This window comes from Actinomadura decatromicini, from assembly GCF_008121305.1.
GTDB classification, from domain to species: Bacteria; Actinomycetota; Actinomycetes; order Streptosporangiales; family Streptosporangiaceae; genus Spirillospora; species Spirillospora syzygii.
This window is the reverse complement of sequence record NZ_VSRQ01000001.1, coordinates 218374-241628: the sequence shown is the minus strand read 5'-3', so window position 1 is coordinate 241628 and position 23255 is coordinate 218374. Positions and strand designations below refer to the sequence as shown.

Sequence of the window (23255 nt, the reverse complement as noted above, 5' to 3'; positions counted from 1 at the left end):
AGGGAAAGGGGAGCTTGTGTCCGTCATCCGTCCCGAACTGATCGGAACACGCGGCGCGGTCTCCACGACGCACTGGCTCGCCTCGGCGGCGGGCATGGCCGTCCTCGACCGGGGCGGCAACGCCTTCGACGCGGCGGTCGCGGCGGGCTTCGTCCTGACCGTGGTCGAGCCGCACTCCAACGGGCTTGGCGGCGACGTGTCCATCGTCGCCCACCGGGCCGGCACCGGTACCACCACGGTCATCTGCGGGCAGGGCCCGACACCGGCCGCCGCGACGATCGAGCGCTTCCAGGCGCTCGGCCTGCGCAGCATCCCAGGGTCAGGATTGCTGCCCGCCTGCGTTCCCGGCGCCTTCGGCGCATGGCTGCGCCTCCTGCTCGACCACGGCACGGCGCGGCTCGCGGACGTCCTGGAACACGCGATCGGCTACGCCGAGCGCGGTCATCCGCTGGTGCCCGACGCCGCGCGGGCCATCGGCGCTCTGGCGCCGCTGTTCCAGAACGCGTGGCCGGAGTCCGGTCGCACCTACCTGAACGCGGACGGCACACCGCCCGCCGCGGGCACGGTGGTCCGCAACCGGGCGCTGGCCGAGACGATGCGGCGCATCCTCCGCCACGCCGAATCGGTGTCGGCCGACCGCGACGCCCAGTTGGAGGCGGCGCACGCGGCGTTCTACCAGGGATTCGTAGCGGCGGCGATCGGCGAGTTCGCCCAAGGCCGCGAGGTGCTGGACGCGACGGGACGGCGGCACCGCGGGCTGCTGTGCGCCGACGATCTGGCGTCCTGGCGGGCGCCCGTCGAGACGCCGACGAGTTTCACCTACGGCCCGTACTTGGTGCACAAGACCGGGCCCTGGTCGCAGGGCCCCGTCTTCGCGCAGCAACTAGCACTGCTGGACGGCATCGACCTTGGCGCCCTTGGCCGAGGCAGCGGCGCGTACGTGCACACCCTGGCCGAGGCGGCCAAGCTCGCCTTCGCCGACCGGGAGGCCTGGTACGGCGATCCCGACCATGTGGCCGTCCCGATGGACGACCTGCTCGGTCCCGACTACAACGCGGCACGGCGGAAGCTGATCGGTGACGGCGCGGCCCGCGACCCGCAGCCCGGCACGCCCGGCGGCCGCTCGTCGTGGATGCCGCGGCCGGTCCAAGACACGCCCATGCCGGAGCTGGAGGACTGGATGTTCCAGCTGCAGAGCGGCATGCCGACCATCGTCCTCGCGGCCACCACCCGTCCCGGCGACACGTGCACGGTCGCCGTCGCCGACGGGCACGGCAATCTGGTGGCGGCCGTCCCGAGCGGAGGATGGCTGAAGAGCTCGCCGGTGATCCCGGGCCTCGGATTCCCTCTCGGCACCCGGGCGCAGTCGATGTGGCTGCTCGACGGGCATCCCAACGGCCTGGCCCCGGGCAAGCGGCCCCGGACCACGCTCAGCCCGACCGTGGTGCAGCGCGACGGCGAACCCTTCCTCGCCTTCGGGACGCCCGGCGGAGACCGGCAGGACGTGTGGACGCTCCAGACTTTCCTCGCCATCACCGAGTTCGGCCTGGACTGGCAATCCGCTACGGAGGTGCCGCTGTTTCACAGCGACCATTTCTCCTCGTCGTTCACGCCCCGGGCGTGCCGTCCCGGAGTCCTGGTCGTGGAGGCGGGCACCGCGCCGGAGACCGTGGAAGATCTGCGGCGGCGCGGCCACGACGTCCAGGTGGTGCCGGAACTGTCGCTGGGCAGTAAGACGTGCGTCGCGGGCGTCGACCGGGACGGCGGGACGGTCCGCGCCGCGGCGGGCCCTCGCGGACGGCAGGCCTACGCCGTGTGCATGTAAGACGTGCGCATGTAAGACGTGCGCATGGAGCGCCGTGTGCATGGAGCGCCGTGCGCGGGTGGCTCAGAGCCGGTGGATCTGCGGTAGCACCTCCTCGGCGATGCGGTCCAGCATCGCCGGGTCGCCCGCGTAGACGCCCGACGGGCGGGGCCAGTGGACGATCAGGTCGGTGAAGCCCGCCGCGGCGTAGCGCTCGGCCATCTCCAGGCACGCCTTCGGGGAGGCGAGCGGGTCGCCCGCCCAGCCGGTGCTGACGAAGATCCGGTCGAGGTCGCCGGGATCGCGGCCCGCCCGCGCGCACGCCGTCCGGAACCGGGCCATCTGCTCGGTTGCCGCCGCCAGGCATCCGGCGGGTTCGTGGGTACGCGACCAGTCCGTCGGGCCCATGGTCACCCAGGCGTCCGCGTACCGGGCCGCCAGCGCCAGGCCGCGGGGCCCGCTCGCCGCTATCGCCAGCGGCGCGCGAGGGTCGCGCACGCAGCCCGGGATCATCACGGCGTCCTGGACGGTGTAGAACCGCCCGCGGTGGGTGGTCAGCGGCGTGCGCAGCAGCCGGTCGGTCAGTTCCACGAACTCGGCGAACCGGGCCGCTCGCTCGCCCGTCGGGAGTGGGGGCGTGCCGAGCGCGGCGGCGTCTCCGGCGTCGGGCGAGCCCGCCCCGATGCCGAGCACGAACCGTCCGGCGGAGATGTCGTCGATGGTCATGACGTCCTTGGCGAGCGTCACCGGATGCCGGAAGTTGGGTGAGGCCACCATGACGCCGATGGTGATCCGCTCGGTGAGCGCCGCCGCCGCGGCCAGCACCGGGAGACTGGCGTACCACGGGCTGCCGCGCAGCCCTCGCCAGTGCAGGTGGTCGTAGGTCCAGGCGGAGTCGAACCCCAGTTCCTCGGCGGCGCGCCAGCGGTGCGCGTTCGTCCGCCACGGCTCCTCGGTCAAGATCATGACGCCGAGGCGCACGGGTCACTCCTTCTCGGGCGTCAGCTCGTAGAAGCAGGTGCGAGGACCGGCGACCGCGCTGGTGTAGAGCCGCCTGCACTGGAGGCGCGTCCTGTCGAACACGGCCAGCCAGCCCTGCCGGTCGCGCGGGATTCCCTGCGCCGTCAGGACGTGGACCAGGAAGAAGTCGGAGTCGTTCTCCCGGTTGTCGTAGCGCACCTCCGGCTCGCCGATCAGCAGCACGCGGTCGCCGGTGAGGATGTCGGCGTACCGGTCGAGCAGCTCCACGACCCGGCCGTCGCCGTCCCGGAAGTGCTCGTGCAGGACGCCGATGCCGCAGATCACCTCGGCGCCGTCGCATCCGTCCGGCCAGGTCGCCGGGTCGAACGCGTCGGCCACGGCGAACCGGGCCCGGTCGCCGACGCCGGCGCGGTCGGCCGTCTCCCGCGCCGCCGCGATCGCCTCTGGAGCGATGTCCAGACCGACGCCCGTCAGCTCCGGGTCCGCCTGGCAGAGCTGGATCAGCAGCGACCCGGTGCCGCAGCCGAGGTCGATCAGTCGGGCGGCCGACCGTCCCGCCATCGCGCGGCGGACGATCGGCAGGTAGGACATCGTGGAGACGGTGCCGGAGTGGCGGCCGAGCGCCGCCGGCGCCCGGGTCACGTCGACGCCGTAGCGGGCCGAGCCGGTGAGCAGGTCGGTCATCGCCCGGGTGACCGGGCCGTACGCCTCCAGGTAGAAGCCGAGCCTGGCGAGCGCTATGTCGCTGGTCAGCATGGTGCCACGACGGGTGAGCCGGTAAGCGCCGCCGAACTCCTCCAGCACGCCGCAGACCGACAGGTAGCGCAGGAAACCGGCGCCGACCTCGGGATCGAGACCGTCGAGCAGTGCGTCGCGCGGGCACGGGCCGTCCTGGCGCAGCCGGTCGAGCATGCCTGAGCCGACCAGCGCCAGCAGCGACTGGGACAGGTTCACCGCACTGATCAGGTCGGCGACGCCGGCGAGGTGGTAGTCCTGCCAGCCTCTGATGCGCTCACCGTCCCACAGTTCGACGACCTCCGGTGAAGCCCGGTCGGTGACGGACACGTCGACTCCTTTCTGGAATCGGAGTCCGCCGTCGCACCACCCGGCGACGGCGCGACGCCGCTGACCACGATCATCGTGACGGCGGATACACATCGCCTACAGCCGCGGAGGCTGCGGCTCCGCCGGGCCGGGCCGCCGCCGCGCAGACCTCGCGCAGGCGGAGCCGGTCGACCTTGCCGTTGGGATTCACCGGCAGGCGCGGCAGGTGGTGCAGCCGCACCGGCACCATGTACGCGGGCAGCCGGTGCCGGACGTGCTCGGTCAGCTCGTCCTCGCCGCGGCGCTCGCCGGTGTAGGCCGCGTGCAGTTCGAGACGTCCGCCCGCGGCGTCGTCGGCCGCGACAGCCACGACCGCGACGTCGTGCACTCCTGGGCAGGCTCGGAGCACGCCCTCGACCTCGCCGGGCTCGACGCGAAAGCCGGCGATCTTGACCTGGTCGTCGGTCCGGCCGAGATGGACGAGCTCGCCGTCCTGCCAGTGGACGCGGTCGCCGGTGCGGTACCACGCGGCGTCGCCGGGCGCGGTGCCGGGCGCGGTGCCGGGCGCGAAGGCTCCGGCGTCGTCGGCGGGGTCGAGGTAGCCGGTGAAGCGCTGCGATCCGCGCACCCACAACTCGCCTTCGCCGGCCGCGCCCTCGCCATCGTGGACGACGACCTCAAGGTGCGGATGGGCCCGGCCGATCGGCACCGTGCCGTTGACCGTCGAGGGCCATCGGGCGCGGTCGGCCGGTAGCCGGTAGCCGGTGCAGGTGATGGTCGCCTCGGTCGGGCCGTAGAGGTTCTCGACGACGGACCGCGGTGCCGCGTCCGCCCAGACCGCGGCCTGGGCGAGCGTCAGTTGTTCGCCGGCGAACAGGCTCCAGCGCAGCTCCGGCATGCTCGCCGCGGGCAGCCCGCGCAGCCGACGGGCGAGCGAGATCACCGAGGGCACCGAGAACCAGTGGGTCACCCGCCGCTCGGTGACGAACCGTGCCGGGGTGAGGATCTCCTCGCGCTGCGGGACCACCAGCGTGCCGCCTCCCGCCCAGGTGACGAACATGTCGAAGACCGACGGGTCGAAGGACAGCTCGAAGGTCTGGGAGACGCGGCAGCCGGGCGCGATCTCATACCTTCGCGTGGAGTGGGCGAGGTAGTCGGCGAGCTGGCGGTGGCGGATCGGCACGCCCTTCGGACGCCCGGTCGACCCGGACGTGAACAGGACGTAGGCCAAGTCGTCGGGCCCCGTTCCGGACGCGGCGGTGGCGTCGGCGGCGGCCGGGACGCGGTCCCACCAGCGCTCACCGGTCAAGTCGACGACGGGCACATCGAGGGCGCGCGCGACCTCGCCGCCCGCGCCGGCTCCGCGGGCGTCGACGATCACGGCGCCGACACCCGCCGCGCGGCACATCGCGGCACACCGGCCGGACGGGGCGTCGAGGCTCAGCGGGACCACCGCCGCACCGGCCCGCAGTGTCGCCAGGTAGCCCGCATAGGCGGCCACGCTGCGAGAGGCGACCAGCGCAACAGTGGTGGGCGTCGCCACCGCCCTGATGCGTGCGGCGACGTGCTCGGCGAGTCCGGCCAACTGCCCGTAGGTGAGGCCGACGCCGCCGACCTCCAGCGCGCAGGCGTCGGCGAACCGGTGCGCCGTCCGTGTGAACCAGGCGTCGAGGGTGGCCGGTACGGCTTCGGCGGTCATCGTGCTCCCTCTGGTGCCTGTTCGTCGTCCGGCATGTGGAGCAGGCCCGTCAGGGACGCGCGGATCAGGCTGAGGCGTGGTCGGCCGCGGTCGGCGGATTCGGTCGCGATCCTCAGCGTCTGGGGCAGCCGTTCCCAGCGCGCGAGCGTCGCCTCTAGCTCCTGCCGTGTGTCATCGTCGGGTTCTGCGGCGAGCCGGTGGCGGCAGGCGAAGCATCGGTGACCCGCAGCGGCCCAGAGGTCTTCCAGGTGGCGGGAGAGGAGCGCGCCGTCCCCGCTCAGCCGGTTCGCGAGGAAGGGGAGGACCGTGTCGTCGCCGGTCAGCCAGCCTTCGGCGTCGGTGGATCGCGCCGGGCCAGAGGTGCCGGGACTCCGGTGCAGCCACAGCGCCGCCGCCGCGGGCACCGGGACCGGTGAGCCGAAGGCCAGCGTGTTGCGGCGGTGCTGCTCGGGAGTCCAGGACGGCGGCACCGCCATGGCCGTGGACAACTCGGCGGTGCTCAGCCAGCCTCGGTGGGCGTGCTGCCGGCTGCCGTCGGGCAGCAGGGCCGTGAACTCGTCGACGGCGTGCCAGGAGTCGGCCTGGTGTCCGTCGATCAGCAGCCAGTGCGGGGCGGGCCGCCCGCCGTAGGTCACCGACCAGGGCAGCCTGGCGCCGTCGGTGACGACGAGGGTCCGGCCGTGCCGCTTCAGCTCGGCCTCCAGGTGCGGCAATGCGGGCGGGACGGAGTGTGTGCCGCGGTACCGCAGGAGCGAGCCGTCCGGCAGCCGGTCCAGCGGCGGCGCGTGGTGGGAGAAGGCGAGCCGGTCGCCGTCCGCGCGCACCGAGAGCCGGATCGAGGACGCGATCAGCCGGTCCGCGTCCCACTCGGCGTCAAGGTAGCGGTGCAGATTGGCGGTGTAGCAGGTCAGCCCGAGCGCTGCCATGGCACCTCCGCTTCGCCTCGTGCACCGGCGCCGAGGAGGTCGGCGGCGTTGTCGGCGATGGCGGCGAGCATCGCGCCGGTGGCGCCGCCCGCGATCCCGAACATCGCCGCCTGCGCGCGGAGGCCGGCGAGGCCGCCGTCGCCGAACGGCCCGTCGCTGAACGCCTCGGCGCCACGCAGGTCCGCGCACTCGCCGAGGATCCGGTCGGCGCTCTGCGCGTAGGCCGCTTTGAGTACCATCCCGTCGGTGATCGCGGACGTACCGCCGGTGTGCGCGGTCGCGGTGTGCGCGGCGCACATGGCGTCGAGGCGGCTCCATTCGACCAGGCACCGGGCGAAGCGTTCGCGGACGGCCTGGTTGTGCCAGAGCGAGCCTCCATCGGCTGGTCGCTCCGACAGGTACCGGTGGGTGTCGCGGAGGACGCGCCGGCACAGGGCGCGGGCCCACAGCGCGCCCGCCAGCCGCTCGGCGCCGATGTGCCGGGCGAACTCGGCCAGTGCCCGGCCCGGCCTGCCGATCACGTGCGCACGGTCCAGCCGGACGTCGGCGAAGCGCAGGTGGGCGACGTCCGCGCCGGCGAAGTGCCGGGTGGCGGCCCGCTCGCGGCGCACTCCGGGATGCCGGGCCGGGACCAGCGTCCAGCAGAAACTGGTGAAATGGCGGGCCGGGCGGTGGCGGGCGAGCACCAGCGCGTAGTCGCAGGCGCCGCCGTTGGCGATCCAGTCCTTCCCGCCGCTGATGGTGACGCCATCGTCGTCGATGCGGGCGCGAGTGCCCATGTTCATCAGGGCGGAGCCGGAGGCCGCCGCGTCGGTCGCCGCCAGGGCGAGGACCGCCTCGCCGCGCTGCGCCTCGGCGGCGACCGTCCGCGCCAGGGGGCTGACGTGCGCGGCGGAGCGGAGCAGCGGAATGGCGGACGCGACCTGGACGCACACCGCCAGCACCGTCCCCAGCGGCTGGCGCGCGTCGAGTTCGGTGAGCAGGACGTCCAGCCGCTTGGTGTCCACCTCGGCTGTGTTCACCTCGGCCGCGTCATAGAGGCCGTCCAGCACGCCGAGCTTCCCGAGAGCGCGCCACAGTGGGCGTGTCCCGGTGGCGTCCGCCGCGTTGACGACGGTGCGCCTGAACGCGTCGGCGTGTCCGGACGCCGGGCGTTCAGACAAGGTGGACCTGCGAGTCCATCAGGGCCAGTGATCCGTTGGCCAGCGTGAGGCGGTCGTTGCTGTAGTTGAGCGACGCCGAGCGCAGGTCGCGCAGCGCGCGCTCCAGCCCGAGGGCGGATCCCGCCATGTACCCGTGCTTGAGCCCGGCCACGTCGATCAGCTCGTCGACTGCCTGATAGCACTCCTGCGAGGCCCGCACCTTGAGTGTGTTGACCAAGAGCTGGACGGGCGGCGCGCTGAGATCGCCGACCGAGTCCAAGACGGCGGCGGTGTGCCGGAGCAACGCGTTGACCACGTCGAGGCGGCCGCGGACCGTGGCCAGGTGCGCGCGGGCGAGTTCGCCCGGCGGTCCCGCCGCCGACCGTCCGGGCCCGCGCAGGTGCCGCACGACCCTGCTGAGCGCACCCGCCGCGGTGCCGAGCCAGGCGGCGGCCCAGCCGACGTGCGCCAGCGGGGCGAACAGGCCCGCAGCGATCGCCGGGAAGCCGCCGGGCTCGCCGACCGTCTGCCAGGCCGGAACCGCGCCGGTCAGCCGCATCGGCGCGCTCTCGGTGGCGCGCATGCCGAGCGGCTGCCAGCCGCCGAGCACCCGCACGTCGAGCTGGTCGCGGGCGGCGAACACCAGGTCCACCTGGCCGGGTGTGGCGGCGCCCGCCGTCTGCACGGTGATCAGGAAGCCGTCGGCGTGCGCGCCGCCCGTCACGATCGGCGCGTCCCGGTCGATCCGGATCAGGTCGCCGTCGCGCAGGCTCGGCGACGAGGAGGTCTGCAGCCGCCCGCCCGAGCCCGCCGACGTCGTCACCGACGCCAGGTACATGGCGCCCTTGGCGACCTGGGGCAGGACGCGCTCGCGCAGCCGCGGCCCGGCGTGCCGGGCGAGCGTCATGACCTGCTGGCAGTGCATGGTGAAGATCAGGGCGACGGACAGGTCGGCGCGTCCCAGCAGGATCGTCGCCTCCACCAGGTCGGTGACGCCGCCGCCGCGGCCGCCGTGGTCGGCGGGCGCGGTGAGGCCGAGCAGCCCGGTGTCGCGCATGGCGGTGAGCGCCGCGACCGGGAACGTGGCGGTGGCGTCGGCCGCGGCGGCGTCCCGCTCGGCGGCCTCGCAGGTCGCTTCGACGGCGTCGCGGTCGGCCGGGTTCACCGCTGGTCCTCCTCGCGCAGCCTGACGACCACCGACCACAGGTTGCCGCCGGTCTCGAAGGTCTCGTCGACCAGCAGCTCGTCGGGGATCGACACGCCGTAGGCGTCCTCGATGGCGAACAGCAGGTTGATGGCCTGCATCGAGTCCAGGCCGAGGTCGCGCAGCCGGGCGTCGCCGGTGAGCGGCGCGGAGCCGAGGTAGCGCAGATGGCGCGACAGCAGCTCGGCGAACCCGGCGTCCAGCCCGGCGCCCGCCTCGGCAGGCTTCTCGGCGCCGATGTCTGTGCCGATGTCTGTGCTGGTGCCGGTGTCGGCGTCCATGGGTCAGGTCCCTTCGATCGGCTCGGCGGGCAGCCGTACCACCGCCGGCTGCGACACCTCGGTGACGGCGCCGCCCGCGTGGACGACCTCGCGGGGCGCCGGGCGGCCGAGGAAGGCCAGCAGGCTGGCCGACAGCCCGTACGCTCCGACGTTGGGCACCCGTACCAGGTCGCCCGGACGCAGTTCGGGCACGTCCGTCGAACGGGCCCAGGTGTCCAGCGGAGTGCACAGCGGCCCGGCGATGATCGCCTCGCGCAGGGTCGCGCGGGGCTCGCCGTCGCCCGCGACGAGCTCGGGCACGATCGGCGGCAGCCGCCGCAGTCCCGACATCCCGCCGAGGTGGTTGACGCCCGACTCCAGGACCACGACCGGACGGCCGTGCGAGCGCTTGACATCGGTCACCCGGGTGAGCAGCGAGCCGCAGGCGGCGGTCAGGTACCGTCCCGACTCGAACACCACCGCGGGTGCCCCGTCGCGCCAGGCCGGGAACATCGCGTCGAGCCTGGCGGCCAGCACGTCCGCCAATGCGGGGAACCGCGGTAGCGCGCCCGAACGGGCGAAGGGAACGCCGAAGCCGCCGCCCAGGTTGAGGACGCGCGGCCGGTACCCGGTGGCGGCGGCGAGGCGGGCGGCCGTTTGCAGCGCCGCGTCGAACTGCGCCAGCAGCGCCGCCTCGTCGGCGAGGTTGGTGCCCTGGAACAGGTGAAAGCCGGCGATGCGGTCGCGGACGGCGGGCAGGTGCCGGCGCGCCCATGCCTCGTCCGCGCCGAACTGCGAGGGGACGCCGGTCATGGCGAGCCCCTGACCCGGCGCGGTGGCCGTGCCGTTGACGCGCAACAGGATCGTGGCCGGGCCGTCGGCGCGGTCCACGGCATCCGTCACCTGGTCGAGCCCGGTCGGTGAGTCGACCGAGAAGCAGCGCACACCGGACTTGACGGCCTCGGCCACCTCCGCGTCGGTCTTCCCGGGGCCGGTGTACTGGACCTGTTCCGGTGCCGCACCCGCGTCGAGCGCCGTGGCGAGTTCGCCGACCGAGCAGACCTCGGCGCCGCAGCCGAGCGCCGTGAGCGTGCGCACGATCGCCGGATGCGGATTGGCCTTGAGCGAGTACAGCAGGCGGCTCGGCTGAGGGAGGGCAGCGCGCAGCAGGTCGTGCGCCCGCGTGACCTCGTCCAGGTCGTAGACGTAGGCCGGCGTCCCGAATCGGTCCGCGATGTGCGTCCAGTGGCTAGTCATCGGCGGCACCGGCCAGGCTCGCCAGCGCGCGGCGCTCGATCTTGCCGTGCGCGTTGAGCGGCAGCTCGTCCATGACCACGCAGCGCGTGGGGACCTTGGCCTCCTCAAGCTCGTCGCGCAGCGCGTTCAGCACCCGCTCGGACGAGAGCCCGGCGCGCACGAACAGGGTCGCTCCACCTGTCCCGTCCGAGGGCGGCACGACCGCCGCCGCGTGCACGCCCGGAACCCGCAGCGCCGCCGCCTCCACCTCGATCGTGCTGACGCGGACGCCGCGCTCCTTGTACAGGTCGTCTCGGCGTCCGACGAAGTAGAGGCATCCGGACTCATCGAGCCGGCCGTAGTCGCCCGTGCGGAGTTCGGGGAACAGCCCTTCGGCGCGGTGGAAGCGCTGCGCGGTGAGCCGCGGGTGCCGCCAGTAGCCCGCCATCACGTGCGGGCCGCGGACGACCACTTCGCCGACCTGGCCCGGCGGCAGGCGCCGTCCGTGGTCGTCGACGGTGTACACCTCGGTGCCGGGCAGCGCCCGGCCGCACGCGCCCGGACGTTCCAGGTCCTCGTCGGGATCCATGATGGTGGCCCGTTTGCACTCGGTCAGGCCGTACATCAACTGGATCCGGGTCTGCGGGAGGTGCCGCCGCAGCCGCCGCAGCAGGTCGTCGGGCATGGCGGCCCCGGTGCTGGTGATCAGCCGGAGGCCCGGCAGCGGGGCCGGACGGCGCTCCAGCAGGCGCGCGAGGTTCGCGGCGAGCGAGGGCACCGCGGGCAGCACCGTCGCGGACGCCTCGGCGAGGCGGGCGACCAGCCGGTGCCCGGCGTCCTCGGCGGTGGCCAGGTGCAGCCGCGCGCCGCCGATCGCGCAGAGGAAAAGCTGGTAGAGGCCGTAGTCGAAGGACAGCGGCAGCGGGTTGTAGACCACGTCGGCCGGGCGGTACAGCAACCGGGACTGGACGGCCCTGGCCGCGAACGTCATCTGCTGGTGCGTGCTCACGACCGCCTTCGGCATGGCGACGCTGCCCGAGGTGTAGACGAAGCACGCCGGATCGACCGGCAGCACCGGAACGGGCGAAGGCCCGTCCGGGCCGCAGTGCGTCGGGTGCGCGGCGTCCGGTGGCCTGTAGGCGGCGATGCGGTGCTCGGCGGCCACCCGGCGCAGCGGCTGCGAGTCGGTCACCATCAGGGTCGCCGCCGAGTCGGCGCAGACATGGGCGGCCACCGCCGCGGGCGTGTCCGGACGCAGGACGACGAACACCGCGCCGACGCGGGAGCAAGCGTAGACCAGCGCGGCGAGGTCGACACCGGCGGGCAGGGCGAGGAGGACCCGGTCGTGCCGCCGTACACCGGTGGTGCGCAGCCAGTCGCCCAGCCTGCGGCTTCGCGCGGCCAGGTCCGCGTAGCGCAGTTCGGTGTCGTGGTCGCGGACGGCGACATGCCCTGGACGGCGTGCGGCGGTGGCGTCCAGGAGGTCGTGCAGGAGAGTCGTCATCGCCCGCTCCGCCCGGCCCGTTCGGTGGCCGCGGCCGTGAACAGCTCGCACAGCCCGTCGATGTCGCTGAGCTTGTCGCCGGACAGGTCGCCCGGCAGCCGGACGCCGAGCCGGTCCTCGACCCGGCTGATGATGTCGACGAGGCGGAAGGAGTCGAAGCCCGGCAGGGCGCGCAGGGTCCCGGCGGCACGGATGGTCTGCTCGTCCAGCCGCAGCGTGTGCCGCACCGCGTCGAGGACGGCGACGGTCACCGCGCCGACCGGTGGCACGTCGCCGGCCGGAGTCGGCGGCGGTTCTGGCGCGAGCGAGCGGGCCAGGTCGGCGTCGGCGTGCAGTTGCCGGGACATCTCCGCGAGCACGGTCCCGGCGAACCGGCCGTCCGCGCGGGCCCTGCGCATCGCCAGGTAACTGTGCGCGGCCAACCGCCGCCAGGCGGCGGCATGCTCACGGGCGCGCGCCGCCGCCGGATGCTCGCCGAGCCAGAGCGCGTGCAGCAGACGTTCCCTGCCCAGCAGCCAGATGTCGAGCACCAGGTTCTCGACGGCCTCGGTGTCATCGAGGCCGCGCTCGACCGCGGCGATGTAGCCGTCGATGTGGGCGGCGGCGTCCTGAGCCTGTGCGGCGTTGGCTGCGAGGACCTCCGCCGGGGCGGGCGGCACCGGGCGCTTCCCGGTCGGCTCGATCGTGACCACGGTCGCGCCGTCGGCGAGGACGGCGTCCAGCTCACCGTCGGTCAGGGCCCACGCGCCGGGCCGCGCGGGGCCCCATTCGGTGTCGTTGTGGTAGGCGTCCACCACAAGGTGGCCGCCGGGACGGGATGCGAGCAGAAAGCTGTGCGCCATGTGCCGGTGCCCGGTGTAAGGCACCCACGGCAGGACGTAGGCGTCCGCCACCAGGAAGACCGGCTCACCGGCCTTGGCGCGTTCGCGCACGTCACCGGAGGCGGCCTGGCTCCCGGACGGGACGGCCGACAGGCCGAGCCGCGCGGCCTGCGCCAGCCGGGCCGACAGCGGCGGTCGGAGGCTCGCCGCGGCGGCGTCGTGCGGCGTCGGGAACCGCCAGTCCGTGCCGAGGGCCAGGTGCGCGCCGACGCCGTGGACGTGGTCGGCGAGCAGCGCGACCGTCGTCTGCACGCAGTCGAGCGCCTCGGCGCGCAGCCCGCGCAGGGCCGACTCCCACCGATGCCCCGTGACCGGGGCACGGCGTGCGGGATCGTACGCAGGCAACGCCCTTCCCTCCGTTAGGAGCCCGGCCTCCGTTAGGAGCCCGGCGGCCGCCGGGCGGGTGGCCGCCTGCGATCGAGAGTGGCCCGGCCGCATACACCGCGCGTACAGGTCGGGTGCGCTCAGAAGCCAGGGCCCCGCCCGGCGGACTCTGCCGCTGCGGAGCCCGCCCGTCTGGAGATGAGCTGTACCGCTGGCGTATCTGCTCCCGGCACGCTCGCCTGTGACCCATCCGAGGGGGAACGATGCTGATCAGAGACGAGTGGACCGCCTGTGACGAGTCCGAACTGAAGCGGCTCGGCTCGGACTACGACTCCAACGCGTTCGCCGTGATGCCGGGCTTCCTGTCGAGCCCGGGTCTGAGGCTGCTGGCGAAGGAGACCGGCCGGCTTCTCGACCACTCCGTCCGCAAGGACTTCCAGATGGAGTGCATGGACGGTTCGACCCGGCGGATGCGGACTCTCGGCGCACCCGTCATCGACGCCCTCTCGACGCTCGTCCCTGACCTGTACTACTCACCGGACCTGCTGCAACTGATCGGCGACATCGTCGGCCAGGAGGTGTACCCGCTGTATGAGGACGTGGACCGCTACGTCCTCAACTCCCTGGTGGAACCGGGCGACACCTTCGGCGCGCATTTCGACGACTACCCGCTGTCGGTGGTGGTCGTGGTGGAGGTCGCACCCGAAGGGGCGCGCCCTCGGCTGCTGCAGGACGCCGCGAGCGTGCTGGGCGTCATGGACGAGTACGTGGAGGTCGAACTCGCGGCGGGCGACGCCTACCTGCTCAGGTCCGACACCACCGCGCACATGGTCTCGCCGCTGGGCCGGACGGGCCGCCGGCTGGGATTCAACTTCGCCTACGCGCTCAGTCCGCAGACGACCGGCGGCACCGAGTCGCCAGGGCTGCTGTACTCCCGCACGCAATCCAGCGACGAGACTTCACCGGTCAACTCCTACACCGAATGGGACCCGCTGGAAGAGGTCATCGTGGGCGTGGCCACGGGCAGCGCGATCCCACGCGAGTCCGAGCGCATGATCCGCGCCACGATGCCGGAGGAATGGCAGGACATGTTCCTGGCGAACGGCGGCTCCCCGTTCCCGGCCGAGATCGTCGACGCGGCGCAGGAGGAGCTGGACCGGCTGGCCGACGAGCTGTCCGGTATGGGCGTGACCGTACGGCGTCCGGACGCCGTCGACTGGGCGGGGCGGGGCGGGTACACGAGCGCCATGCCGCGCGACTGCCTGCTCGTCGTCGGCAGCCGGATCATCGAGGCGCCGATGGCGTGGCGGTCACGGCAGGAGGAGACCACCGCCTACCGGGCGCTTCTGGCCGAGTACGGCGCCGGGGGAGCGGCATGGGTGTCGGCTCCCCGGAGTGATCCCGACCGGGTCGCGGCCGACTCCGGGCCGTGGGCGGTCAACGAGTCGGCCCCGGCGTTCGACGCCGCCGACTTCGTTCGGGTGGGCAGGGACATCGTCGGGCAGCTCAGCAACGTCACCAACCGCGCGGGAGTGCGGTGGCTGCGGGACTACCTCGGCACCGACTTCACGGTGACGCTGCTGGACGTCGACGACCCGCACGCGATGCACATCGACGCGACCGTCCTGCCGCTTCGTCCAGGCGTGGTGCTGGTCAACCCGACCCGGGTGTCGGAGCGTGCCTTGGCGCGCTCGCCGTTCGCCCGCTGGGACAAGATCGTGGCCGAGGGGCCGCGTCCCGCGGGAGCCGTACCGCGCTGCATGACCAGCGGTTGGATCAACATGAACGTGCTGAGCGTCGACGAGGAGCGCGTCGTCGTCGACTCCTGCGACGTCGGCCTGGCGCGGCAGCTTGAGCGGCACGGTTTCCAGCCGATACCGCTGCCCTTCCAGCACCTCAACGCGATCGGCGGGTCCTTCCACTGCGCCGCGCTGGACGTCCGGCGGCGCGGCACCCGGGAGTCCTACGTCTGATCCCGGACCGCCGGCACCGCCGGAGGGCAGTCAACGCGCGGGCTCGGCGTCGGTGACCTGGAGCCGGAACTCGCACAGGTAGCGGTTTCCCTCGGTGTCGCGCAGCCACGTCGCGTCCAGGTCGGGCAGCATCTCCGTCACGGTGACGTCCAGGGCGCGGCCGGTGCCGTTCAGGGCGGAGCGGATCATCGAGCCCAGCAGGGACACGTACAGCGGGCTGGTGAAGTCGACGTAGATCGGCTTCTTCACGGTGGAGAGCCGCACAAAGCACCGCTCTGGAAGCCCGCGTCGGGCCACGAGGCGGCGTCCGGCCAGGTAGGCGGCGGCCTCTCCGGTGGGCGCGGCCAGCGCCGCGATCTCGGCGCGGGTCAGCCGCCAGGTCTCCCGCCAGATCACCAGATTGTCGATCGTCACCCGCGGCGTGTGCGCGGCGCCCTGCATGACCTCGCGGAACGCGTTCGTGCAGCACATCGACAGGTGCGTGCCGAAGAACTCGGTCAGCGGGATGAGCGCGCCGCCGGGCGGCCTGCCGGCGAGGCCTTCGGCGGTGGGCTCGATCGCGACGGACCCTGTGGTCACGACGCGGTCGGCCGCGACGCCGGTCGCCCGCGCGAACCCGATGTACCGGTCGGCCCGGTGGTCGTAGAACTGCAGGGACCGCTTGGCGTAGCGCGACCACACGGCGGGCACCAGCGGGATCATGCGGGGCCGCCCGTAGTCCTGGACGGCGAGGTCGATCAGCCGGTGCGGATCGGGCTGGGCCCAGGTGAGGGTGGGAATGGAATAGGTCGCATACGCCACGTGCAGTTCGCCGAGAACGGCGAGAAAGAGTCCCTCGTTGATCGCCTCGATGGACGGTGCGCACAGCAGCAGGTCGGGGCTGTGGATCCGGGCCAGCGACCATCCGGGGCGGTCGGCGGCGAACAGCCGCTCGGCGCGTTCCCGCAGTCGCGCGGAAGCGACGTTCCGGCGGCGTGCGTCGTCGTCGAGCTCCAGCAGTTCCCGCCAGCGCGTTTCGAATTCGCTGAGCACATCGGGGAATGGGTTCCGCCCGGTTCCAAGGAGCATTTCGAGGCCGTCGTCCCACACGTCGGCCAGCGACAGCCCGGTTGCGCCCGCGTGCTTGACCCGGATGAGTTCTGCCAGGGCCGTCTCGAAGCGGTGGGCGAGTTCGGCCGTCAGCCATCGTGCCGCCTGCAGGGCGATGGTCAGCGCCGGTGTGACGGGCGCGAGCACGTCGCCTCCGAGGGTGACGTCGGCGTCGCGAATGGTGTCCTCGTAGCAGACGTTGCTTCCGGGATAGCCGTGGCCGGGACGCCGCGGTGCGCGGCCGGTGACGTCGGTGAACACCGCGTTCAGGGCTTCGAGCGCGGGCAGCAGCGAGTCCGGGTCGCCCGCCGCGGCGGCGACCTTGTCGCGGGCGGACCGGATCGCGTCCAGACCCTCCTGGGCCTTGGCCCGGAGTTCCTCGTCGCCGATCGACGCGATGCGTTCGGCGAGTACGTCTTCGGTCTCCGGGCCGACCGGCAGGTTCTCGTTCCACTCCAGCAGCCGCCGGGTGACCAGGCCGCTCAGGAACCGCAGCGCGGCCGCCTCGTCGACGCCGGTCCCGAGGACGCCGGCGGCCGCGAGGTCGGCGGCGACGGCGGCGGCGGGACGCCGTCCGTCGCACAGCGCGATCGCCCGCGCCTCCTCGGGCGTCACGGTGATCGGCGGCAGGCCCGGCCTGCGGATCGTGTCGCCGTCCAGGAAATGGTGGGTGCGCGGTGAGAGGGGCATCCAGCGGCGCAACTCGGGCCGCTCGGCGAGCCTGGCACCGTAGGCCGCCATCGCCCACGCCTCCAGGAACACCTCCCTGCGCGACGGGCGGACGGGCCCGGCGGTCGCCACGGTCCGCGCGGCGCGCGGGTCGAGGGTCGCCCAGACGAACGGCCCGAAGAAGCCGATCGTGTCGTTGACGGCGCTGTACCGCTGCCAGAGCCGTCCGAAGGCGTTCTCCAGCTCGCGGCGGCGGTCGTCGCGCGGCTGGCCGGCGGTGTCCGCCAGGGCGTCCAGCAGCGCGGGCGCGGACGCCTGTTCCCAGATGACCGCCTCGCGGAGGCGTTCGTCGGTGACGAGGGCGTCGATCCGCCGTGCCTGGGCTTCGGCGGTGCGTGCGACCGCCGCCTCCACGTCTTCGACGGTCGCCCCGCCCGCCAGGTGGGCGTCGGCCAACCGGGCCAGTTCCGGTGCGGACAGTCGGGAGAGCCCGCCGACGGGAAAGCCGGTGGAGCGGAAGACGGCGTCGTGCCACAGCCACCACGCCGAGCCTCCGAGCTGGAAGCGGTGTTCGGGCCTGCCGGGCGCGCTTGGCGATGGCGTGGTCACAGGTGGCTCCTTCACGGCCGCCACGTTCCGCCGCGCCCATATGCCGCTGGTACAGGGGCCGTACGGGGCATAAGTGAGGCGTGCTCTGCGCGGTCCGCCTCGCAACGGACGTGCCCGGCGGAGCCGCGTGTACTGCGTCTGTATCAAAGCCGAGCAGGCTTGCCGGTGTGACCGCGCGCCCTGGACCAGCCGAGCAGACGGTACCGGTATCACCGGGCCGCCCGAGCTCCGACACTCCGCTCATCGACGCCCGCGGCCTGGTCAAGCGGTTCGGCGACCGGATCGCCGTCGACGGCGTCGACGTCGCGGTGCACGCCGGCGAGGCGTTCGGGTTCCTCGGTCCGAACGGCGCGGGCAAGACGTCCACGATGCGCATGATCGGCTGCGTGTCGCCGCCGAGCGGCGGGGAGCTGACCGTCCTCGGCATGGACCCGCTGCGCGACGGCGCGGCGATCCGCGCCCGGTTCGGCGTCTGCCCGCAGGACGACCACCTGGACCCGGAGCTGACCACCGGCGACAACCTGACGACCTACGCCCGCTACTTCGGGATCTCCCGCCGGGACGCCCGCAGGCGGGCGGCGGAGCTGCTGGACTTCGTGCAGCTCGGCGAGCGCGCGGGCAGCAAGGTGTCCACGCTGTCGGGCGGCATGAAACGGCGGCTGGCCATCGCCCGCGCGCTGGTGAACGATCCCGACGTCATCCTGCTCGACGAGCCCACCACCGGCCTCGACCCGCAGGCCAGGCACCTGGTGTGGGACCGGCTGTTCCGGCTCAAGCGGCGCGGCGTCACGCTCGTGGTGACCACGCACTACATGGACGAGGCCGAGCAGCTCTGCGACCGGCTGGTGATCATGGACGCTGGGAAGATCGTCGCCGAGGGATCGCCGCCGTCGCTGATCGAGCGGTACTGCACCAAGGACGTGGTCGAGTTGAGGTTCGGCGACGACGCCCTGGAGCCGTACGCGGACAAGCTGGAGGGCATCGGCGACCGCCTCGAAGTGCTCCCGGACCGGATCCTGCTCTATGCCGCGGACGGCGACACGGTGGCTCCCGTCCTGTACGGGCGCGACCTGGCGCCGTCGGGTGTGCTGGTTCGCAGGGCCGGCCTGGAGGACGTCTTCCTGCGCCTGACGGGCCGCACCCTGGTGGAGGACTGATGGCCCACCCCTCGGTCGCGGTGCTGGAGTACCACCTGGTCAGCTATCGCCGGATGTGGCGCAGCACGCTGTTCAGCTCGTTCGCGATGCCGGTGCTGCTGTTCGTGGGCGTCGGCGCGTCGGTGGGGGAGTACGTCGACAGGGGCGACGCGCTGCCGGTGCCGTACCTCCACTACATCGCCGGAGGGATGCTGGCGTTCACCGGGATGCAGGTCGCGATCACCGAGTCGGGCTTCCCCGTCCAGTCCTATATGACCTGGGACAAGGTCTATCACGGGATGGCCGCCACGCCGGTCCGCGTCGCCGACATCCTCGCCGGTCACCTGCTCTACATCGCGCTGCGGGTGGCCGCCGCGTCGGCCGCGTTCCTGGTGGTCATGGTGCCTTTCGGGGCGGTCGGCTCGGCGTGGGCGGTGCTGACGCCGCTGGTTGCGGCACTGGTCGGGCTGTCGGTCGCCGCGCCCATGTTCGCCTATTCGGCCTCGGTGACCGGCCCGTACCTGATGACGGTCATGCGGTTCGCCACCATGGTCATGACGTTCTTCAGCGGCGCCTACTTCCCGGTCGACCAGTTGCGCGAGCCCCTCTCGATGGTGGCCTACCCGCTGCCGCTCTGGCACGGCGTGGAGCTGTGCCGCGCGGCGGCCCTCGGAACCGGCACCGCATGGCCGGTGGCCGCGCACGTCGGCGTGCTGGCGGCGTGGTTCGCGGGCGGCCTCGCGCTGGCCCATCCGCGGTTCGTCAAGCGGCTGGCGACCTAGCCGGCGACGGTCGGCGGGAAGGAGAGACCGATGCTGGTGGCCGTCGCGGCGCGCGCCGTCGGAGGAGAGCAGCTCCGCCTGCATCGGGCGGCGGCGGTGACCGAGCAGAACCTGGCGCTGATGCGCTCGGGCGGCGGCTACTGGTGGCTGCTGCTGTCGGGCTTCGCCGAGCCGGTGTTCTACCTGCTGGCCATCGGATGGGGTGTCGGCGACCTGGTCGGCGACGTGGCGGTGGGCGGCGGGCGGACGGTCCCGTACCTGACCTACGTCGGCCCGGCGCTGCTGGCGGCGGCGGCGATGAACGGCTCGATCATCGAGTCCGGCGTGAACTTCTTCGTCAAGATCACCGGGATGCGGTTCTACGACGCGGTGCTCAACACGCCGGTGACGCCCGTCGACATCGCGTTCGGCGAGTTGGCCTGGGCGATGGTGCGCGGCGGTCTCTACAGCGGCGCGTTCTTGGCGATGATGGCCGGGATGGGCTTGATCGGCCCCTGGTCGGCGCTGGCGACGGTTCCCGCGGCGCTGCTGGTCGGGTTCGCCTTCGGCGGTGTGGGCCTGGTGATCGCCACGATCATGCGCGTCTTCGAGGACTACGACTACATCAGCATCGTGCAGACTGCCCTGTTCCTGTTCTCCGGGACGTTCGTGCCCGTCACCGACTATCCGCGGGCCGCTCAGGTGCTGGTCGAGCTCACTCCGCTCTACCACGCTGTGGAGTTGGTGCGCGGGATCGCGCTCGACCAGATCGGATGGAGCCTGCTGGGCAACGCCGCCTACCTGCTGGCGCTCCTGGTGGGCAGCCTGGTCCTGGCCTCGCGCAGGCTGATGCGCAAGTTCCGCGTCTGAGCGTGGATTGGATACGCGGACTGGATGAAAGTTCGCTGGTGCGGGGGCTATCGGTTGGCGGTCAGGGGCCCGGCGGTGCGCACTGCGGCGGCCGCCCTCTCGGCGATCTCCACCGCGCGGGCCGCGTCGAGCAGGGACGCGCCCGAGCGGCGCCCGGTCCGGACGAGGTCTGCGAAGGCATCGGCCTGTCGGCGGAGCGCGTCGTGGAACACGCGACCGGGATCCACGGGATCGAGCAGGTCATGGCGCTCGTACCCGCGTGAGCCGAAGACCTCCGCCCGCACCATGTCGCCTCCGGGAAAGTAGCGGCCGAGGCTGACCGTGCCGAGAGTCCCACCCGACAGCCGCAGGGTGACGACCGCGCCGTCCACGTCTCCGGCGGTCGCCGCCGCCGGGTCCTCGACGTGGCCGGCGACCGCGGCGTGGACGTCCACCACCTCTTCGCCGGTGAGCCAGCGGATCTGGTCGAACTCGTGGACGCCCATGTCGAGGTGGATCCCGCCGCTGGTCGCGCGGAACACCGCCGCCGGTGGCTCACCGTCCCACTGCGCGGCGGTGACCAGGTAGATCGAGCCCAGCGCGGCGGTCCGCATCCGCTCGCGCAGCGCGGCGAGCACCGGCAGGTGGCGGCGCCAGTAGCCGACCTGCACCGGGACGCGGTGCGCCGCCGCGAAGGCGGCCAGTTCGTCCACCTCGCGCGCTGAGCGTCCGGCGGGCTTCTCGCACAGCACGGGCACTCCGGCGGCCACGGCCGTCCTGGTCAGCCCGGCGTGCTCGTCGGTCGGCGCGGCCACCACGATGCCGTCGGGGAGCCGGTGGGCCAGCAGGTCGGGAAGGCTCGCATGGACCCGTCGGCCGTCGTCCGGCAGCGCGCGGCGTGTCGCGGGCTCGGGCTCGACGATGTCGGTGATCTCGACGGTCCGGCTGGTGGCCAGAGCCGCCAGATGCTGGCGGCCCATCCGTCCCGCGCCCACCAGTGCGAGCCGGAAAGGGATCGGGAGGTCACTCATCGGTCCACCTGTGCAGCGCGTCCACGACGGCCGCGCCGCCGACGGCCAGGAAGCAGAGGCCGTCGGAGCGGTGCCAGCGGCGGCTCGTCCCGCCCGCCGCCTCGACCAGTGCCACGCCCGCCGCGAGGTCCCACGGCTTCGGGTCGACGCTGAGGAACCCGTCGAGGCGTCCGGTCGCCACGGCGGCCAGGTCGCAGACCGTCGAGCCGAAGTTGCGCAGGTCCTGGACCCGCGGGGCGACGACGGCGAGACCGGTGTAGGCGGCCCGCCGGGCGGCGGGCGGGCTCGGCACGGCGAACGCCACCAGCGCCCTGCCCGGCTCGCGGGCGCTGACGCCCGGCGCCTGGCCGGAGCTCGCCTTCACTGTCCCGTCATCCAGGACGAGCCACTCCCCGGAGGCGGGCTGGACCACGGCGGCCGCCAGGACGGCCCCGTCTGATTCGGACTCCACGGCGACGCTGACCGCGAAGCGCAGGATGCCGCGGGTGACGTTGACGGTCCCGTCCAGCGGATCGACGACCCAGCGCAGCCCCGAGGTCCCGGGACGGGCGCCGGACTCCTCGGTGAGCCAGGCGTCGTCCGGGCGGCGCCGCCCGATGACCGTCCGGATCGCTTCGTCGCTGGCCAGGTCGGCGGCCGTCACCGGATCGCGGGCGTGCTCGTCGGCGGCGTCGACCCGTGCCCGCGTCCCGGCGTCGCCGAGCAGGCGCAGAACCTGTCGCCCGCCGGCGCGGGCGGCGGTGAACGCCAGCCCGGCGAGCCCGTCGCGGGGCCGGGTGGACACCCCGGCCCTCCTGGACGAGGAGTGTCGGCGGCTGGAAAGCATCAGCCGGCCCGCCGCGGCAGGGACTCGGCCCACCGGGCCAGCAGCAGGTCCTGGCGGGCGAAGGCGTGCACGTCCTGGTCGATCGGGTCCTTGAAGAAGTAGGCGAGTTCCCGGACGGGGCCGACGTGCCCGGCGGCGTGGGCGGCGGGCACGAGCCGGGCCAGGTCGAGGACCAGCGGGGCGGCCAGGGCGGAGTCCACGCCCTGCCAGATCAGCTGCATCGTCATCCGGACGCCGAGGAAGCCCTCGAAGGAGACGTGGTCCCACGCGGTCTTGTGATCGCCCAGGTCGGGCACGTAATCGATGTGCAGCGGCGCGGTCACGTCCTCGCCGAGGACCGACGGCAGGACGCCCGACTTGGAGCGCAGCTTGCTGTGGGCGGTCTCGGTGTCGGCGAGTGTCGCGCCGTCGCCGCCGCCGAGCAGATTGGTCCCCGTCCACGACAGCACGTGCAGCGCCCGCGAGGCGAACATGGGCGCGAGGACGCTGCGCAGCAGGGTCTCTCCGGTCTTGCCGTCCGACCCGGCGTAGGGCACGCCGTGCTCTCGCGCGGCCTGGGCCAGCGCCGGGAGCCGCGCGCCGGTCGACGGTGTGAAGTCGACGAACCCGGAGCCGGACCGGAACGCGGCCAGGGCCGCCACCGAACTCGGGCGGAGCACGCGCTGGGACGCGTCGCCGAGCGCCTCGTCCAACGCGGCCAGATCCGCGGTCTGCGGCGACGGCGGCGTGGGCGGCTCGGTCGAGGCCACGTTGATCACGACGACCCGGTCGAGCCCGTGGCGGGCCCGGAAGTCCTCGATGTCGGCGGCCATCCGCTCGACGGCCTCCCGCTGCGGGCCGCGCTGGACCGCCGGGTCGTATCCAGGACGCAGTTCGGCCTCGACCTCGCCGAACCCCGGCCGGACCGCCCGGTAGACCGCGTGCGGGACGACGCCGCTCGCGACAAGGGCCTCGGCGCGCTTGTCAATCGGGTCGCCGGTGATGTCGTGCCCGCCCACGACCATCCGCGACCACACCGGCAGGCGAACCTCGTCGAACGGCGGACGCTCGGTCACGCACCCGATGGGAGGCAGGAGGTTCTCGCGCAGGCCGAGCAATCCGGTGATGGCGGTCGTCGCCACCGAGCCGCGGGCCCCGTGCAGCCACACGCCGACGAGTTCGGCGTCGCCGGTGTCGCGCGGCCTCCCGGTCGGCTGGGCGGACCGGGTCTCGGACGCTTGGACGTCGGGCGGCCCCGTGAGCGGGACTGCCGCCGGACCAGGGCTGGAAGCGCGGGTGGTCATGCTGCACCTCACTGTGGAAGGTTC

At 73.3% G+C, this 23255-nt stretch carries 19 protein-coding genes; 5 read left to right on the top strand and 14 right to left on the bottom strand.

Going from position 1 to position 23255, the window contains the following annotated elements; genetic code table 11:
* Positions 1–16: 16 nt before the first annotated feature.
* Positions 17–1825: a gamma-glutamyltransferase family protein gene (locus tag FXF68_RS01075; protein WP_246178145.1), complete on the top strand. Its 1809-nt coding sequence runs from the start codon at positions 17–19 to the stop codon at positions 1823–1825.
* A 63-nt stretch (positions 1826–1888) separates the two neighbouring features.
* On the opposite strand, the gene FXF68_RS01070 is transcribed toward FXF68_RS01075, so the two are convergent.
* From FXF68_RS01070 to FXF68_RS01025, 10 genes are all read right to left on the bottom strand, one after another.
* Positions 1889–2785, bottom strand: a complete 897-nt coding sequence (locus FXF68_RS01070; protein ID WP_222868807.1) for an LLM class flavin-dependent oxidoreductase — start codon at positions 2783–2785, stop codon at positions 1889–1891.
* A gap of 3 nt (positions 2786–2788) precedes the next feature.
* Positions 2789–3850 carry an SAM-dependent methyltransferase gene (locus tag FXF68_RS01065; RefSeq protein WP_246178143.1) on the bottom strand — a complete coding sequence of 354 codons (1062 nt, stop codon included), beginning with the start codon at positions 3848–3850 and terminating at the stop codon, positions 2789–2791.
* 70 nt (positions 3851–3920) lie between these two features.
* Entirely contained in the window at positions 3921–5528 is a 1608-nt protein-coding gene (locus FXF68_RS01060) for an amino acid adenylation domain-containing protein (RefSeq protein WP_148756935.1), read from the bottom strand.
* A complete protein-coding gene (locus tag FXF68_RS01055; RefSeq protein WP_148756934.1) occupies positions 5525–6454 on the bottom strand; it encodes a hypothetical protein in 930 nt (309 codons plus the stop codon). The genes FXF68_RS01060 and FXF68_RS01055 overlap by 4 nt, the downstream gene beginning before the upstream one ends.
* Complete coding sequence (locus tag FXF68_RS01050) at positions 6436–7617, bottom strand: acyl-CoA dehydrogenase family protein (RefSeq protein WP_222869750.1); 1182 nt, start codon at positions 7615–7617, stop codon at positions 6436–6438. Before FXF68_RS01050 ends, FXF68_RS01055 begins: the two co-directional genes overlap by 19 nt.
* Positions 7610–8761, bottom strand: coding sequence for an acyl-CoA dehydrogenase family protein (locus FXF68_RS01045; protein WP_148756933.1), 1152 nt, complete (start codon positions 8759–8761; stop codon positions 7610–7612). The genes FXF68_RS01050 and FXF68_RS01045 overlap by 8 nt, the downstream gene beginning before the upstream one ends.
* Positions 8758–9081 (bottom strand): phosphopantetheine-binding protein, encoded by a 324-nt coding sequence (locus tag FXF68_RS01040; RefSeq protein ID WP_222869749.1) that lies wholly within the window; start codon positions 9079–9081, stop codon positions 8758–8760. The genes FXF68_RS01045 and FXF68_RS01040 overlap by 4 nt, the downstream gene beginning before the upstream one ends.
* A 3-nt stretch (positions 9082–9084) precedes the next feature.
* Positions 9085–10317: a type III PLP-dependent enzyme domain-containing protein gene (locus tag FXF68_RS01035; protein WP_187437643.1), complete on the bottom strand. Its 1233-nt coding sequence runs from the start codon at positions 10315–10317 to the stop codon at positions 9085–9087.
* Positions 10310–11800 (bottom strand): class I adenylate-forming enzyme family protein, encoded by a 1491-nt coding sequence (locus FXF68_RS01030; protein ID WP_148756932.1) that lies wholly within the window; start codon positions 11798–11800, stop codon positions 10310–10312. Before FXF68_RS01030 ends, FXF68_RS01035 begins: the two co-directional genes overlap by 8 nt.
* Positions 11797–13026: an acyl carrier protein gene (locus FXF68_RS01025; protein ID WP_148756931.1), complete on the bottom strand. Its 1230-nt coding sequence runs from the start codon at positions 13024–13026 to the stop codon at positions 11797–11799. The genes FXF68_RS01030 and FXF68_RS01025 overlap by 4 nt, the downstream gene beginning before the upstream one ends.
* Positions 13027–13268: 242 nt before the next feature.
* On the opposite strand from FXF68_RS01025, the gene FXF68_RS42930 reads away from it, so the two are divergent.
* Positions 13269–14978: a HalD/BesD family halogenase gene (locus FXF68_RS42930; protein ID WP_222869748.1), complete on the top strand. Its 1710-nt coding sequence runs from the start codon at positions 13269–13271 to the stop codon at positions 14976–14978.
* A 30-nt stretch (positions 14979–15008) separates the two neighbouring features.
* On the opposite strand, the gene FXF68_RS01015 is transcribed toward FXF68_RS42930, so the two are convergent.
* The gene (locus FXF68_RS01015) at positions 15009–17345 is read right to left on the bottom strand and encodes a lantibiotic dehydratase (protein ID WP_187437642.1); all 2337 of its coding nucleotides are present in this window, start codon (positions 17343–17345) and stop codon (positions 15009–15011) included.
* A gap of 167 nt (positions 17346–17512) precedes the next feature.
* On the opposite strand from FXF68_RS01015, the gene FXF68_RS01010 reads away from it, so the two are divergent.
* From FXF68_RS01010 to FXF68_RS01000, 3 genes are read left to right on the top strand one after another with little or no spacing between them, the layout of a single operon-like run.
* Positions 17513–18502, top strand: coding sequence for an ABC transporter ATP-binding protein (locus FXF68_RS01010; RefSeq protein WP_148756929.1), 990 nt, complete (start codon positions 17513–17515; stop codon positions 18500–18502).
* Positions 18502–19263, top strand: a complete 762-nt coding sequence (locus tag FXF68_RS01005; protein ID WP_148756928.1) for an ABC transporter permease — start codon at positions 18502–18504, stop codon at positions 19261–19263. The genes FXF68_RS01010 and FXF68_RS01005 overlap by 1 nt, the downstream gene beginning before the upstream one ends.
* 30 nt (positions 19264–19293) lie before the next feature.
* Positions 19294–20112 carry an ABC transporter permease gene (locus FXF68_RS01000; RefSeq protein ID WP_148756927.1) on the top strand — a complete coding sequence of 273 codons (819 nt, stop codon included), beginning with the start codon at positions 19294–19296 and terminating at the stop codon, positions 20110–20112.
* Between the two features lie 47 nt (positions 20113–20159).
* On the opposite strand, the gene FXF68_RS00995 is transcribed toward FXF68_RS01000, so the two are convergent.
* From FXF68_RS00995 to FXF68_RS00985, 3 genes are read right to left on the bottom strand one after another with little or no spacing between them, the layout of a single operon-like run.
* Positions 20160–21122: a Gfo/Idh/MocA family protein gene (locus FXF68_RS00995; protein ID WP_148756926.1), complete on the bottom strand. Its 963-nt coding sequence runs from the start codon at positions 21120–21122 to the stop codon at positions 20160–20162.
* Positions 21115–21906 (bottom strand): inositol monophosphatase family protein, encoded by a 792-nt coding sequence (locus tag FXF68_RS00990; protein WP_222869747.1) that lies wholly within the window; start codon positions 21904–21906, stop codon positions 21115–21117. The genes FXF68_RS00995 and FXF68_RS00990 overlap by 8 nt, the downstream gene beginning before the upstream one ends.
* Before the next feature lie 41 nt (positions 21907–21947).
* A complete protein-coding gene (locus tag FXF68_RS00985) occupies positions 21948–23231 on the bottom strand; it encodes an inositol-3-phosphate synthase (RefSeq protein WP_148756924.1) in 1284 nt (427 codons plus the stop codon).
* Between the last annotated feature and the right edge of the window lie 24 nt (positions 23232–23255).

Bases quoted from the DNA above. Each gene is read 5' to 3' on its own strand.
- FXF68_RS01060 (WP_148756935.1), bottom strand. From the start codon at position 5,528: ATGACCGCCGAAGCCGTACCGGCCACCCTCGACGCCTGGTTCACACGG.
- FXF68_RS01055 (WP_148756934.1), bottom strand. From the start codon at position 6,454: ATGGCAGCGCTCGGGCTGACCTGCTACACCGCCAATCTGCACCGCTAC.
- FXF68_RS01040 (WP_222869749.1), bottom strand. From the start codon at position 9,081: ATGGACGCCGACACCGGCACCAGCACAGACATCGGCACAGACATCGGC.
- FXF68_RS01035 (WP_187437643.1), bottom strand. From the start codon at position 10,317: ATGACTAGCCACTGGACGCACATCGCGGACCGATTCGGGACGCCGGCC.
- FXF68_RS01030 (WP_148756932.1), bottom strand. From the start codon at position 11,800: ATGACGACTCTCCTGCACGACCTCCTGGACGCCACCGCCGCACGCCGT.
- FXF68_RS42930 (WP_222869748.1), top strand. From the start codon at position 13,269: ATGCTGATCAGAGACGAGTGGACCGCCTGTGACGAGTCCGAACTGAAG.
- FXF68_RS01005 (WP_148756928.1), top strand. From the start codon at position 18,502: ATGGCCCACCCCTCGGTCGCGGTGCTGGAGTACCACCTGGTCAGCTAT.
- FXF68_RS01000 (WP_148756927.1), top strand. From the start codon at position 19,294: ATGCTGGTGGCCGTCGCGGCGCGCGCCGTCGGAGGAGAGCAGCTCCGC.
- FXF68_RS00995 (WP_148756926.1), bottom strand. From the start codon at position 21,122: ATGAGTGACCTCCCGATCCCTTTCCGGCTCGCACTGGTGGGCGCGGGA.
- FXF68_RS00985 (WP_148756924.1), bottom strand. From the start codon at position 23,231: ATGACCACCCGCGCTTCCAGCCCTGGTCCGGCGGCAGTCCCGCTCACG.